The 14182-nt window shown below is 40.1% G+C and carries 15 protein-coding genes; 3 read left to right on the top strand and 12 right to left on the bottom strand.

Annotated elements, in window-relative coordinates:
• Positions 1-215: 215 nt before the first annotated feature.
• Positions 216-1427, top strand: coding sequence for a porin (locus AAEU30_RS17990; protein WP_421961716.1), 1212 nt, complete (start codon positions 216-218; stop codon positions 1425-1427).
• A 45-nt stretch (positions 1428-1472) separates the two neighbouring features.
• On the opposite strand, the gene AAEU30_RS17985 is transcribed toward AAEU30_RS17990, so the two are convergent.
• Positions 1473-1655, bottom strand: a complete 183-nt coding sequence (locus AAEU30_RS17985; RefSeq protein ID WP_421961715.1) for a hypothetical protein — start codon at positions 1653-1655, stop codon at positions 1473-1475.
• Between the two features lie 106 nt (positions 1656-1761).
• On the opposite strand from AAEU30_RS17985, the gene AAEU30_RS17980 reads away from it, so the two are divergent.
• The gene (locus tag AAEU30_RS17980) at positions 1762-2283 is read left to right on the top strand and encodes a TetR/AcrR family transcriptional regulator (protein WP_421961714.1); all 522 of its coding nucleotides are present in this window, start codon (positions 1762-1764) and stop codon (positions 2281-2283) included.
• 170 nt (positions 2284-2453) lie between these two features.
• Here AAEU30_RS17980 and AAEU30_RS17975 read toward each other — a convergent pair whose 3' ends face one another.
• The 11 genes from AAEU30_RS17975 to AAEU30_RS17925 form a co-directional block, all read right to left on the bottom strand.
• Positions 2454-2642: an SEC-C metal-binding domain-containing protein gene (locus AAEU30_RS17975; protein ID WP_421961713.1), complete on the bottom strand. Its 189-nt coding sequence runs from the start codon at positions 2640-2642 to the stop codon at positions 2454-2456.
• 113 nt (positions 2643-2755) lie between these two features.
• Positions 2756-3187, bottom strand: coding sequence for a DUF3859 domain-containing protein (locus AAEU30_RS17970; protein WP_421961712.1), 432 nt, complete (start codon positions 3185-3187; stop codon positions 2756-2758).
• A 35-nt stretch (positions 3188-3222) separates the two neighbouring features.
• Complete coding sequence (locus tag AAEU30_RS17965) at positions 3223-5046, bottom strand: protein kinase domain-containing protein (protein ID WP_421961747.1); 1824 nt, start codon at positions 5044-5046, stop codon at positions 3223-3225.
• A 93-nt stretch (positions 5047-5139) separates the two neighbouring features.
• Positions 5140-5631: a hypothetical protein gene (locus AAEU30_RS17960; protein WP_421961711.1), complete on the bottom strand. Its 492-nt coding sequence runs from the start codon at positions 5629-5631 to the stop codon at positions 5140-5142.
• A 157-nt stretch (positions 5632-5788) separates the two neighbouring features.
• Positions 5789-6550 carry an SDR family oxidoreductase gene (locus AAEU30_RS17955; protein WP_421961710.1) on the bottom strand — a complete coding sequence of 254 codons (762 nt, stop codon included), beginning with the start codon at positions 6548-6550 and terminating at the stop codon, positions 5789-5791.
• Positions 6551-6553: 3 nt separating this feature from the next.
• A complete protein-coding gene (gene mmsB, locus AAEU30_RS17950) occupies positions 6554-7444 on the bottom strand; it encodes a 3-hydroxyisobutyrate dehydrogenase (protein WP_421961709.1) in 891 nt (296 codons plus the stop codon).
• A 4-nt stretch (positions 7445-7448) separates the two neighbouring features.
• Complete coding sequence (locus tag AAEU30_RS17945; RefSeq protein ID WP_421961708.1) at positions 7449-8594, bottom strand: enoyl-CoA hydratase/isomerase family protein; 1146 nt, start codon at positions 8592-8594, stop codon at positions 7449-7451.
• Positions 8594-9373 carry an enoyl-CoA hydratase gene (locus AAEU30_RS17940; RefSeq protein ID WP_421961707.1) on the bottom strand — a complete coding sequence of 260 codons (780 nt, stop codon included), beginning with the start codon at positions 9371-9373 and terminating at the stop codon, positions 8594-8596. The genes AAEU30_RS17945 and AAEU30_RS17940 overlap by 1 nt, the downstream gene beginning before the upstream one ends.
• Before the next feature lie 10 nt (positions 9374-9383).
• The gene (locus AAEU30_RS17935) at positions 9384-10541 is read right to left on the bottom strand and encodes an acyl-CoA dehydrogenase family protein (protein ID WP_421961706.1); all 1158 of its coding nucleotides are present in this window, start codon (positions 10539-10541) and stop codon (positions 9384-9386) included.
• Between the two features lie 102 nt (positions 10542-10643).
• Positions 10644-12134: a CoA-acylating methylmalonate-semialdehyde dehydrogenase gene (locus AAEU30_RS17930; RefSeq protein ID WP_421961705.1), complete on the bottom strand. Its 1491-nt coding sequence runs from the start codon at positions 12132-12134 to the stop codon at positions 10644-10646.
• 90 nt (positions 12135-12224) lie between these two features.
• On the bottom strand, positions 12225-13406 hold the full coding sequence (locus AAEU30_RS17925) for a thiolase family protein (RefSeq protein ID WP_087534048.1): 1182 nt from the start codon (positions 13404-13406) through the stop codon (positions 12225-12227).
• Positions 13407-13736: 330 nt separating this feature from the next.
• Between AAEU30_RS17925 and AAEU30_RS17920 the strand changes: the two genes are divergently transcribed.
• The gene (locus tag AAEU30_RS17920; RefSeq protein ID WP_087534049.1) at positions 13737-14171 is read left to right on the top strand and encodes a MerR family transcriptional regulator; all 435 of its coding nucleotides are present in this window, start codon (positions 13737-13739) and stop codon (positions 14169-14171) included.
• Positions 14172-14182: the final 11 nt, after the last annotated feature.

Below are 14182 nucleotides of genomic sequence, written 5' to 3'. Positions count from 1 at the left end.
TTTCTATGAAATATTGGTGAGCTACGTAGCTAATTTAATGCTTATACAGTACTAATTACCTAGCTTAAGCCCTAACAAAATAAGGATTAATTTAGTCTTAACATTTTAAATTTCCTCTATACTAATTTAATGATATTTTTTCACTTTACCCATGGCGTACCTTTGTTAGGATTGCGCGATTATAACAACACACACAATATATAAAGGCCTAGTTAATGAACAAAGGACTATCTATACTTCTAACAGCTACGATTTTAAGCTCTTGCAGTGCACAAGCGCTTGAGATTTATAATGACTCAACTAATTCACTGAGCGTAGGTGGCTTTATTGATGCAAGGGTGATCCATACCCAAGGACAAACTGAAATCGTAAATGGGGCCTCGCGCATAAACTTTGATTTTAAAAGGCAGTTAAAAGAACATTGGTCAGCTGTAGCCATGCTCGAATGGGGAGTAAACCCCGTTGGTAGTAGCGATATTATTTATAATAATCGCTTTGAATCAATACAAGATGAGTTTTTATATAATCGTTTAGGTTACGTGGGGATTGCCCATGACCAATATGGTCAATTAACAATAGGCAAACAATGGGGTGCGTGGTACGACGTAGTATATAGTACTAACTACAGCCTTGTATGGGACGGCAATGCTGCAGGTGTCTATACCTATAATAAAGATGACGGGGCAATAAATGGAACTGGACGCGGTGATAAATTATTGCAATACCGTAATAGTTTTGGCGATTTGAGCATTGCAGCCCAAGTACAGTTTAAAAATAACGACTTTTATACATGCGATATAGAGGCTATCTCAGAATCTGCTTGTGAAGTATTGTTTAATAATCAGAGTAACTTAGCCCAAAAAGTAGAATTTAATTCCACATACGGTGCAGCACTTACCTATACTTTGACCGATAACTTGACACTTACAACAGGTTTTAACCGCGGTGAATTTAACATCGTTTATGGCACTGATGGTACAGTGCAAACAGCTGTCGACTTAATTTATGGCGCTGGTATTACTTATGGAAACTTTGATGCAAAAGGATTCTACGCTGCTGCAAATATAAATAAAAACAAAAACCATGATACAGACAACTTAGGCAGATTAATTAAAAAGGCCGTAGGACTCGAATCTCTTGTATCGTATAGATTCGACAACAACATCCGCACATTTTTAGCATACAACGTATTTGATGCGGGTGACGATTATGTAATCCAACCCAACTTTAATGCTGATCCGAATGACACTTTTAAGCGACAATTTAGCGTATTAGGTGTTCACTACTTGTTTGATGACAGTACCCTTGTTTATATCGAAGCAAGAAAAGATTTTTGTGACTTCTCAAGTGCAGACAAACAGCAAGAAGAACAAATGAGCTTATCAGAAGATGATGGTATTGCTATCGGATTCCACTACGTATTATAAAATGAAATGTTGCTCGTTACTTTAGTTCAACGAGCAACACTCTCTTTATCTCTCAATAAACGCTTTTTTTATTGCTTTATAACCCTCCCTTGGACCTAAAATAAGCCATAGTAATATTATGCCCCCAGGAACTAATATCGCTTTTAGAATAGGCCCAAGCATGTAAGAATAAAAAAAGATAAAAGGTATAAATAAAACGAACCCTATAACACGTTTAATGATATTCATTGTGTACCTCCTTAAATTGAGCGCGCTCATAAATTTAATTGAGCACGCTCAATAAAGCAAGGTAATTCAGACTTCTCAGGCAATATAAAAATTAAAGCATTGAAATATGAGTAAAAAAGAAATAACACGGAATAAGATTTTAGCAGCAGCTTGGGAGCTATTTATCGAGCATGGCTATGAATCAACTTCAACAAGAGCAATTGCAAATACAGCAGGTGTTGCAGCAGGAACCGTTTTTAGCCATTTCGAAAACAAAATTGATTTACTTAAAGCTGGTATGTTATTACAAATAGATAATATCATTACTACTGCGGCTTTAAATGATGAACAACACTCTCCTCGTTTGAAGTTACGCCATTATGCACTGCCCTTATTTACCTTTTATTGTGAAAATAAAGAATTTAGTAAAGTATTAATCAGCGATATAATTTGGCAAGCCGATTTCTTTAATTTTCAGCTCAATGAGTTTAAAAAAATGCTATTTAGTGAACAACCTCATTATGATGAAGTAAAAGCTTCAGTAATGATGGACTGTTATTTTATGACTCTGCTTAGTGGTTTAAATGACACACAACCTAAACCCGAAACGATGTTAAGAATGTTGACCAACAAATTAGCGCTATTGTGAGTAAATCCCCTACTTTGGTTAACACTTTTAATGCACTCTGTGAAGTGATTACTTTATTTAACTAAAGAAAATTAAGTATGATGTGTTCTTTACCAGTATTTTGTATAGTTAGAATTGCAATAAGTAACTAATTGACCATTTAGCTAACTAGTTACTTAATAAAACTTATTCTATGCGTTTTTACCACAGCATTTTTTATATTTGCGTCCATTACCGCAAACACATGGATCGTTACGGCCAACTTTTGGGGCCGTTCGTACTTGTGGAGTCTGAGGTGGAGGACAACAGCTTGTATTTGTACAGCTTGACTCTTCAGCCATCAAGTCTGTGTCTGATACACTTTCATTTGTTTGATTCATAATCGTGATACTTTTAGTCTTTTTAGTAATGCTATATTATAACCATAATTTAGGGTGTATCGCGAGAGCAGTTTATTTATAAATAAAACGCTTTAATTATACTAGCGTAAAAACTAATAACCTCGCTTTTTCCAAAACTCAATTTCAGACATCGCCTCGTCTTCACATACCGAAAAGGTTTTATCAGCAATAATTTTTGAGTTGAGCTCAATGGTCATACGCCACCCCCCAAGCTTGTTACTTATTGGCTGCCATAACGTGTCGCCTAAGTAAAAGTACCAATCATTATTTTTTATGTACTCAGTACCTTCAAATGGAGCCATGGCGATACCATCATCATCCGGGATATCAGGATGGTAGATACAAAAATGAATTTTTTCACCCTTCGCTTTTTTGATATTAATGATAAAACCAAATTCAATATCAAGTTTTGCAGGAACTTTAGTCGTGAACGATTGTATTTGTGGTAATTCTTTTGACGATGAGTCCCAGTGAGTATAAATACCATAGCTTTGCATTGATATTAGTGGTTTAATTTTTGCCATTTGTTAAATCCTAGGGTATTTATTCGTATCTGGCCTTAAGTCTCAAAACGTTTGGGATCTTTAGGGTAGAAAAAATCGGCTTGTTTTTCACAAAGTGAAAATTCTCGGGTATTTTTATAAGGCAGTTTCATAAACCCAGCTACACCGACATCTGTAATACTCACTGCATATTGCATCAATTTATCAAGTAGGCGTTTAAATTCGGTTTCTTTTGCAGCATCTAACAAACGATAGTAATGGTGAATTTTCATTCTATCGGGTAGTGCTTCAAAAATAATACATCCAGTATGATGAATTTGATTAAGCTCAAACACACACTTAATCACTTTTTTAGGAAGTTGTAGTTGCTCATCAGGGTCTTTACCATCCTCAAAGTATGAGTGAGGCCGGGTAATATCGCTGCTTTTTAAATTCATCACTTCATAATCAAGTTCAGGAAGCTGATCAAATTTAAAGGCTCCTGTGCCATCTCGTTCTAATTGAATGGTTTTACGCGCATCAAATAAGCAGCATTTGAACAACCCTTTTTGATTAATACCTTGTGCCAACATCACTGTATTATTTACGGCTTGAGTAAATGCATCAGCCAAACTTTCATCATGCATAATTAAAGACGACTCTACATACAATGACTCTTCTTTCCAATGAAAGCTTAATCCGCCAACGACCGGGTATTTAGCTAAGCGGCTTATTGAAGCTAAGAAGGCTTTTTCTGTATCGCCAGTATCAAATAAAAACTCTTTATAATAACGATCAAGTTGTGCATCGTTTACATCAAGCAGTTGCTGCTTATGATCAGCCTGGCGTAAAAACTGTTTGCGGGAACTGTATACAACGGTGTCTGGTAACTCAGTATCTGTACCAAACCAAAAGGGAATATGCGCTTTTATATTTTTATGGATATTTAGCTGAGGCAAGTAAGCTTTTGCCATGGTAGGCATATTTCGCATAAAATAATCCCCTGCACCATCTCTTATGTGTTTTTCCTTAGATAACATGCCATCAATTACTTTTGCCAATTCCATAGGTAGCCCAAGCGAACTGGCCGGAATAACTTGTGCACCAAAGCGACAAGACTGTGCTGAGGCAAGTGCATAAAGTGTAGAGGCTACACCTTGTTCATCAAAACGCGGGGATGATTTTGCGCCAGACATTTGCTCATCACCAATAAAATATACATCCCCCATTCGCGCATTAGTGCTGCTCAAATCACCTGACATTAAATCCATAAAATTGCTGGTAACAGGGTCTCCATGGCTGTCTATTTGAGCATATACCGAGCTTCCCCAGTCAACTAAAGATAGCCCTTGTGTAGCTTCATTCCAGACCAAGTTTGATGGTTTAATATCGCCATGCACTATCGGTTGTGGGCTGATACCGTTTTTATGATTACGTAAGTCAATTAATACGTTACGTAATTTAAGCGCAAGATCTGTGATTGCTGCTGCACTAAAGCGCCCTTTTTTGAGTGAAACTTTTTCTAAATCTTCACCTAGAGCACGGGCCATCATTAAAATGCCCTGCTTTTTTATTCGCTCAAAGCCATAAAATTTCGGCACTAAAGGATTATTAACTTGAGACAGCATATAAGCTTCATCTTCTAATCTGTCTCGTACGCTTTGTGCTAAAGTGATCCGCGAAAACTTAAACACCCAAGGTTGGTTATGTTCATCAAGCCCTGCAAATACAAAACCAAATGCACCTGAACCAATCATTTCAACGTCGGAGTAACCCAAATTCGTTAGTTTTTTTATACAGATATTAAGCCACTGGCGGTGCTTTTTAGCATCGTGATGCGAAAGCAAATAAACTGACTGCTCTTCGTTGATGTAAAAATTGCGGATCTCTTTGGCTTTCACTACATTCTCACTGAGGGTAAATAAAAAACGGCTGGCAACATACGCCAACCGTTTGATCATTCTTTAAAACTAAATTATACGTTAATGTGACAATCATTCACTCTTTAGTAAATCTTCACATGTCCAATTGGGTTGTTCAAATTTAAACATAATCGCTACACTGGGTATTAAGACTATAGCAATTGCTAACCACGTATCAATAACTTGTGCAGCATAAAACCAACCTACCATTGCTGCAACTGTAAGCGTAATAAATTTTGCCATTAACGGTATATTGCCTTTGGTGCCATAGGTAAGTTGGTACGCATTTATCAGTTCACCCGCAACAAAAAACTCACATACTGTTACGTTCTTTGTGAACCCTTTGAGGCTTAAGTTTATTTTTGCGGCTTGGCCATCAAGTACAAACTCATGGCTCGTTGACATTTTATAGTTTTTTGATTCACTGACAACCTCCCCATCAATCATTACAACTTCTTTGCCCGATACAGGTGAGCAGTCATAAGTGATGAGTTTATTATTGAAGTTAAACTTGAATAACATCCCTTTGTTTACTGACACTTCTACATTTTCATTTGTTGTCATCTTATTTCCTTTAATATCAACTAATAGCAAATCTCACACATTATTTTTAACATGTTTATATAGGAAATAAAATAGTTTTGTTAAAGGCAAAACACCAACACTGTATATAAAAACAGTGTTGGTGTTTTTTGTTATTTAACTAAACAATACCTAAAAGTTACAGACGAATGCCGCCGTCTATTTCTACCACACGACCTGTGAAGAAGTTGTTTTCGATAATATACTGTGCAGTATGCGCAATTTCATCGGCTTCACCGAAGCGCCCGACTGGGGTAACCGCAAGCATACGTTGCTTAGCTTCAGGTTTCATTGCGTCTGTCATGTTGGTGCGAATAACACCTGGGGCAATGGCGCCAACACGAATACCAAAGCGCCCTAGCTCTTTAGCCCAACCTGTAGTCATAGCAACAACACCCGCTTTTGATGCGGCATAGTTAGTTTGGCCAATATTACCTGCACGAGCAACACTTGACATATTAATGATCACGCCACCTTTACCCGATTCAATCATATGCGATGCAGCTTCACGACCGGCTAAAAATACACCCGTTAAGTTAACATCAATCACTGATTTAAACTGCTCTAGTGCCATTTTAGCAACCACTTTGCCTTCTTTGGCTTTGATAAACATGCCGTCACGTAGAATGCCGGCATTGTTTATCAAAATACCAATATGACCGAAGTCACTATTAATAGTATCAAAAGTGCTCTCAACTGCCTGTTCGTCCGTCACGTTAGCAACATAGCCTTTTACTGTAACACCATAATTGGCTAACTCTTTAACCGCAGCATCTAATAGTTCTTGTTGCATATCAACTAATGCGATATTAGCACCAAGTTGTGCAAGCTTATGCGCCATAGCAAAACCTAAGCCTTGCGCACCGCCGGTGATAACGACTGTATTATTTTTAATTTCCACCTGTTACTCCTTCGAAAATAATTTAAAAATGGCGCTAAAATCATCACTGCCCGCACCTTGGTGCTGTAGCATGGTATAAAGATTTTTCGCCATCGAACCCATAGGGGTTGAAGAGTTACTATGCTGCGCGGCTTCCATCGCAAGCCCTAAATCTTTTGCCATCAAGTCAACCATAAAGCCTGGCTTATAATCATTACTCGCTGGGGCAGTATCCATAACACCTGGGCATGGGTTATATAATTCGAGTGTCCAGTTTCGCCCCGAGCTTGCGGTCATAATATCGCTCAATACTTTTGCATCTAGCCCGTTATTAATCCCCATTTGAATTGCTTCGCTGGTTCCTGCCATTAAAATACTCAACAGCATGTTGTTACAAATTTTTGCTACTTGACCAGCACCAATATCACCAGCATGAAATATGTTTTTACCCATATCAGCAAGTACAGGTTGCGCTTTGGCAAAATCTGTTTGTGCGCCACCAACAATAAAAGTTAATGTGCCAGCTGTTGCCCCTGCAACCCCGCCAGATACAGGCGCATCAACAAACGCGATACCTTGCTCTGCCAGTTCAGCCCCCACCTCACGCGCAGAGGCTGCATCAATTGTTGAACAATCAATAACCAGTGTAGATTTAGCTAATATATTGATAAGCCCTGACTCACCCAAGTACAATGACTTAACGTGCTTGCTAGCCGGTAACATGCTGATCAATACATCTACGTTTGTTGCACATTGCTTGGCGTCGGTTGCTCCTGTAGCGCCTTGATCAACGAGTTGATTTACGACCGATTGGTTTAAATCAAAAACATTTACCTTATGCCCTGCTTTAACCAAGTTTGCAGCCATTGGGCCGCCCATATTTCCTAAACCTATAAATCCAATAGAAAGAGACATAACATTATCCTTTTGTAAGGTGTGTTAATGGATGCGAGTCAGCAGTCCAGCGGGAAGTAAAAAAGCTTTCAATTAGCTGTTCGGGTAATTCACCGATTGATTTAAACTGCCAATTAGGCGCACCGTCTTTGTCAATCAATAAGGCACGTACACCTTCTTGAAATTCACCCACTTCGCCACAGCGTACAGACATGCCTAACTCCATTTGGAAGCATTGCCCCAAACTTTTTCCTTTAGAAGTTGCAAGTTGGCGCTCTACCAAAGCACAACTTAGTGGGCAGCCATGCTTTAATGATTTTTGCGCGCGCAATAACCATTTATCATCAGTATCTAAGTTTAAAATATAAGCGACTTTATCCTGCAAGCTATTAAATTCACCTAGCTTTTGAATGGTTGCTAAATTAGCTTTTACATTACCTTTTGGCATGCGACCAGAGTGGTTATCTAGTTCAGTAAGTAATGCCGTTAGTTTTTCATGATTTAAAGACGCTGTTTTACCCCATTTAATATTTACGAGTTGCTCAATCAAGCTGTCATATTTTTCTGCTTTAACAAAATGATCAGCTAAAGAGACAAACATGGCATCATCACAATTAATAGATGCCGCTGTCAGACCTAAGAATAAGCCGACCTGATCGGGCATTTTATGTAAAAAATAGCTGCCACCTACATCCGGGTATAAGCCAATCGTGAGTTCAGGCATGGCTATTCGCGATGTTTCAGTAACAACACGGTGGCTGGCACCGGCCATTAACCCTAAGCCGCCGCCCATCACAATTGCGTTACCCCACACTAGAAATGGTTTTTCATAACAGTGAATTAAGTGATCTAAACGATATTCTTGGGTAAAAAAGTCTTCGATATGGTTAGCAGGTTCACCCGTTTTCATCGCTGTATGTAAACTAACGACGTCGCCACCTGCACAAAATGCTTTTTCACCAGCACCTTTTAAAATAACCATGGCGATATTTGCATCATCTGCCCACGCTTTTAGCTGCGGCTCTAGCAATTTGATCATGTCAAAATTAAGTGCGTTTAATGACTTTGGTGCATTGAGCGTAGCCAAACCAATCAAAGCACCATTGGCAGTTGCTGCGGTTTCAAATACCACAGCTTCTTCTTGGCTATTAAGGAGTGTTAATTCAACCATTAGCCGTTTACCCAATTTGCTTTGCGTTTTTCTAAAAAGGCATTAACACCTTCACGTTGATCTTCAGAATCAAATAAGCCAACAAAAAGTTCACGCTCAAGGGGCAATGCATGTGCCATTGGTTGTGTACGGCCTTTTTGGATAAGTGATTTACAGGCTGTAACTGCAACAGGGCTTTGATCGGCCACTTGATTTGCAAGTTTTAAAGCAGCGGCAAAACCTTCACCTTTTGGAACAACTTCTTCTACGAGCCCAATTTGCAGCGCTTTATCGGCTTTTAAACGTTCGCCGCATAAGATCATGCGCTTTGCCCAACCTTCACCCACCAGCCATGCCAGATTTTGAGTACCACCGGCACATGGCAACAGTCCTACTTTTGCTTCAGGTAATGCCATTTGAGCATGCTCTTCTGCAATACGTATATCACAGGCAAGGGCCACTTCTAATCCACCACCCATAGCATAACCATTAATTGCCGCAATAGAGACACCTCTAAAAGCCGTTAATGCTTCAAATGCTTCACCAAATACCTGTGACATAGTGGCAGCAACGCCCTTATCACCATCAGCAAACACGTTTAAATCAGCACCCGCACTAAAGAACTTCTCGCCTTCACCAGTTAAGACTAATGAATAGATATTTTTATTGTTGTTTAGTTCGTTTACCGTATTTTTTAATGCTGTTAGCGTATCTTGCGTCCAGGTATTTGCTGGCGGGTTTGACATCGTCAGAATCGCTACATGACCTTCAATGGTTAAATCAATACTTGGGTTTGACATGACGTGCTCCTTATAAAATATCAGCTGCTGATTGTGCTAAAATTCGACGAGCAATAATCACTCGCATGATTTCGTTTGTGCCTTCTAAAATTTGGTGTACGCGGACATCTCTTACGTGGCGCTCTAACGGGTATTCTTTAATGTAGCCATAGCCACCGTGTATTTGCAGAGCTTCATTACACACAGTAAAACCTACGTCGGTAGCGAATCGTTTTGCCATCGCGCAATATGTGGTTTTTTCACTGTCACCGCTATCAAGTTTAAACGCGGCTAAACGTACCATTTGTCGTGCAGCCACCAGCTCGGTGTTCATATCAGCAATTTTGAATTGCAGTGCTTGAAACGCGGCCAGAGGTTTACCAAATTGTACGCGTTCTTGTAGATATTCACGCGCCGTTTCTAAAGCAGCTTGTGCAGTACCAATTGAGCAGGTAGCAATATTAATACGCCCGCCATCAAGGCCTTGCATCGCAAATTTAAACCCTTCGCCCTCAGCTCCTAGTAAGTTATGCGCTGGAATACGTACATCTTCAAAACTAATTAATCGGGTTGGCTGGGCATTCCAGCCCATCTTTTCTTCTGCTTTACCATACTCAACGCCTTTGGCATCAGCAGGTACCACAAAAGCTGAAATACCCGCAGCGCCTTCGCCACCAGTACGAGCCATAACCACAAGTACTTCAGTTTCACCTGCACCTGAGATAAACATTTTTGAGCCATTGATTATATAGTCATCACCTTCTCGAACAGCTTTGGTTTTAAGTGATGCGGCATCTGAACCCGAACCTGGCTCCGTTAAACAATAAGAGGCAAGTAATTCACCCATTACAAGCTGATCGCAATACTGCTCTTTAGTTTGCTCTGTACCAAAGCTGGCTATCATCCATGTCGCCATATTATGAATAGTTAACATAGCAGTCGTGGCTGTACAGCCCATTGCAAGTTGTTCAAAAATAATACTTGAATCTAAACGAGATAAACCTAAACCACCTGCATCCTCGGGTGTATATAAACCACAAAAGCCAAGTTCACCTGCGGCTTTGATTGTGTCTTTAGGGAAAATATGTTCACGGTCCCATTTAGCTGCATAGGGAGCAAGCTCTGACTGTGCAAATTGACGTGCTGTATCAGCAAATGCTTGTTGATCTTCAGTTAGGTTAAAGTCCATAGGAGACCTCTTTATAATTGTGTGTTGTCAAAATTAGTGAAGGGCTACGAAGGCATCATTGTGTGTGTGAAGTGACCTTCGTGCCCCTCTTTTTTATTATTGTTATTTAAGATTAATACTCATGTTTGGACCTGAGGCAATATCATCCTCAAACCAACGTGATGTGATAGTTTTTGTCTCAGTGTAAAAGCGAATACCTTGCTTACCGTAGGTATGCGTATCACCATAAAATGAGCCTTTCCAACCGGTAAATGAGAAAAACGGTAGCGGAACAGGAATTGGAACATTTATACCAACTTGACCCACTTCAATTTCGTGTTGGAATTTACGTGCAACAGCACCGCTTGAAGTAAACAATGATGTGCCATTACCATATGGTGAGTTATTGATAAGCTCAATTGCTTCATCAAGTGAATCGACAAACATACAAGCCAATACAGGGCCAAAGATTTCTTCGTTATAAAGATCCATATCAGTTGTAACATCACTAAACAGTGTAGGCCCAACCCAGTTCCCTTTTTCATAACCCTCAACAGTGAAATCAGAGCCATCAATCAGGCATGTTGCCCCTTGTGCTTTACCACTTTCAATTAGTGATAAAATTCGGGCCTTTGCAGCGGATGATGTTTGCGGGCCGTATGCTGCATCTTTGTCATCCCATACACCTGGGCGTACATTAGCAAAACCCGCTTTAATATCATCAACCCAGTCTTTTGCTTGACCAACAAACACTGCAACTGAAATACCCATACAGCGTTGACCAGCAGCACCAACCGATGCGCCAACAAGGTTATTAACAACATGTGAGCGACTTGCATCAGGCATAATAACCATGTGGTTTTTTGCACCTACACACGCTTGAACACGTTTTAAATTAGCAGTGCCCTTTGAATAAATATATTCGCCTACGCCACACGAGCCAACAAAAGAAATGGCACGTACAGAGGCATCTTCAAGTAAACGGTCGACCTGAGGTTTAGTTCCATGTACAACTTGTAAAACACCTTTAGGTGCACCCGCTTCAACAAAGAGTTCAGCTAAACGCATTGGTGTTAGTGGATCTTGTTCCGACGGTTTCAAAATAAATGTATTACCGCACACGATTGCAAGTGGGAACATCCATAATGGGATCATGGCAGGGAAGTTAAATGGTGTAATACCCGCACACACACCTAGTGGCTGCATGTAAGAATAGGTATCAATTTTGCGGGCAACGTTTTCCATGGTTTCGCCCATCATTAAAGATGGCGCATTTGCTGCTTGCTCAACCACTTCAATACCACGCCATACATCACCTTTAGCGTCTTCAAATGTTTTACCTAGCTCATGGCAAATGATGGTTGCAAGCTCATCGTGATGCTCTTTAAGCAATGCTGCGTACTTCATCATGATACGAGCACGCTCTGTGATCGGTACGTCTTTCCATGTTTTAAATGTTTTGCTCGCTGATGCTATGGCAGCATCCATTTCAGCATCTGTAGTACAAGGTACTTGGGCTAGTACTTCCTGATTTGCAGGATTAACAACATCAATAAGTTGCTCTGATGTCGATTGAATAAATTCACCGTTGATAAATAATGGTACTTGGTGCATAACGCACTCCTCCCCTAAGGGTATTTGATTAAGCCGCAGTAGTTATTATTAAAAGAGCCTGCGGCCGTGAGAGATTAAAATTAGTTTGGTTTATACTGCTTCTACTGCAAGGGCAACCGCTTCACCACCACCAATACATAATGATGCAATGCCTTTTTTCAGGCCTCTGTTTTTAAGTGCATGGATAAGCGTAACTAAAATACGCGCACCGCTCGCACCAATCGGATGTCCAAGGGCGCAGGCACCACCGTTTACATTCACTTTGCTCTCATCAAGTTTTAATTCGTTAATTGCTAACATTGTTACCATGGCGAATGCTTCATTTATCTCCCACAGATCAACATCAGCCGTAGTCCAGCCCGCTTTTTCAAGTAAGCTAGTCATAGCGCCAACCGGTGCAAGAGTAAATTCACTTGGTTTTTGCGAATGGGTGCTATGAGCAACAATACGACAAAGTGGTGTTAGCCCTTGGGCTTTCGCGTGAGACTCACTCATTAAAACAAGTGCAGCACCACCATCAGAAATAGATGAAGAATTAGCAGCAGTGATGGTGCCGTCTTTTTTAAATGCTGCACGTAAACTAGGAATTTTCTCTGGGCGAGCATTACCTGGTTGCTCATCAATACTGACCGTGACGTCACCTTTACGGCTGCTCATAGTATGTGGGGCTATTTCTGATTCAAAAAAGCCGTTTGCTATTGCCGCATTCGCTTTTTCTAATGAACTAAGTGCAAATTGATCCATCTGCTCGCGGCCTATTCCATATTCATCGGCTGTATCTTGGGCAAAACACCCCATGGCTTTATTATCATAGGCATCTTCGAGACCATCACTCATCATGTGATCTTTAATTTCACCATGACCCATTCGCATGCCACCACGCGCTTTTGGAATAAAATAAGGTGAATTAGTCATGCTTTCCATACCACCGGCAACCGCACTATTAATTGAGCCAGCTTTAATTAAATCATGAGCAAGCATCGCTGCTTTCAAACCAGAACCACAGACTTTATTAATGGTTGTTGCACCAGTTGAACGAGCAAGACCTGCTTTTAACATCGCTTGGCGAGCAGGAGCTTGACCTAAACCAGCGGGTAAAACACAGCCCATAATCACTTCATCAATTGCGCTATCATTTAATCCAGTATCGGCCAATGCGCCAGCAATTGCTGTTGCGCCAAGTTCAGTTGCGTCTGCACTGCTAAGTGCTCCCATAAAACCACCCATAGGGGTGCGTTTTGCTGCTACAATAACAACGGCTTCGGTAGTCATAAAAAGGCTCCATTTAGTCATTGGCACTCTCACTGTGTGTTAAGATACGCCAAACAATATGTTTATTAATCTGTATATGAGCATACATAATATTTACGTTTACGCCAACGTAAATCTAAAATCAAGGTTTTTACGCTCAACAAAAGTGTAAACTTATCTTTATTTTACTGTAGTTAAATTATCACAATGGCGCTACAGACTCTGATTTAATTAGATAACCTGCCGTAACACTGACTAATGGCGTACGCCTAAAGTATAACTTTCACAATCCACTTTACCTTTACGTAAACTTCACTTATATTGGGGTTATTCGAATGAGGTAGATACACTATGAATCAAGATAATCAAACAAACTTTGCCAGCTCTTCCGCTGAGCCCGCCAGTAATGAACAAACTTTTAGCATCAGTGAATTAGCTAAAGAGTTTGACATTACTACCCGCTCTATTCGCTTTTACGAAGATCAAGGTTTGATCTCACCTGAGCGTAATGGCCAAACACGCATTTACTCTAAGCGCGATAAAGTGCGCTTAAAATTAATTCTACGTGGTAAACGCTTAGGTTTTACCTTAGCTGAAACGGGTCGTTTGTTTGAACTTTACGATGCAGATAAATCAAGTGCTAAACAGCTTGTCACTATGCTTGACTTAATTGCTGATAAAAAAGCGGATTTGAGCCAGCAGATGGATGATATAAAAGTTGTCTTAATGGAGCTGGTCACTGCAGAGCGGCGTTGTCGCGATACCTTAAATCAATTAGATGAATAATTACTAAAATA

This window comes from Pseudoalteromonas mucoides (assembly GCF_049257175.1).
GTDB lineage: Bacteria > Pseudomonadota > Gammaproteobacteria > Enterobacterales > Alteromonadaceae > Pseudoalteromonas.
Note: the sequence above shows the minus strand (reverse complement) of the source record. Positions and strands in the feature narration are given on the sequence as shown.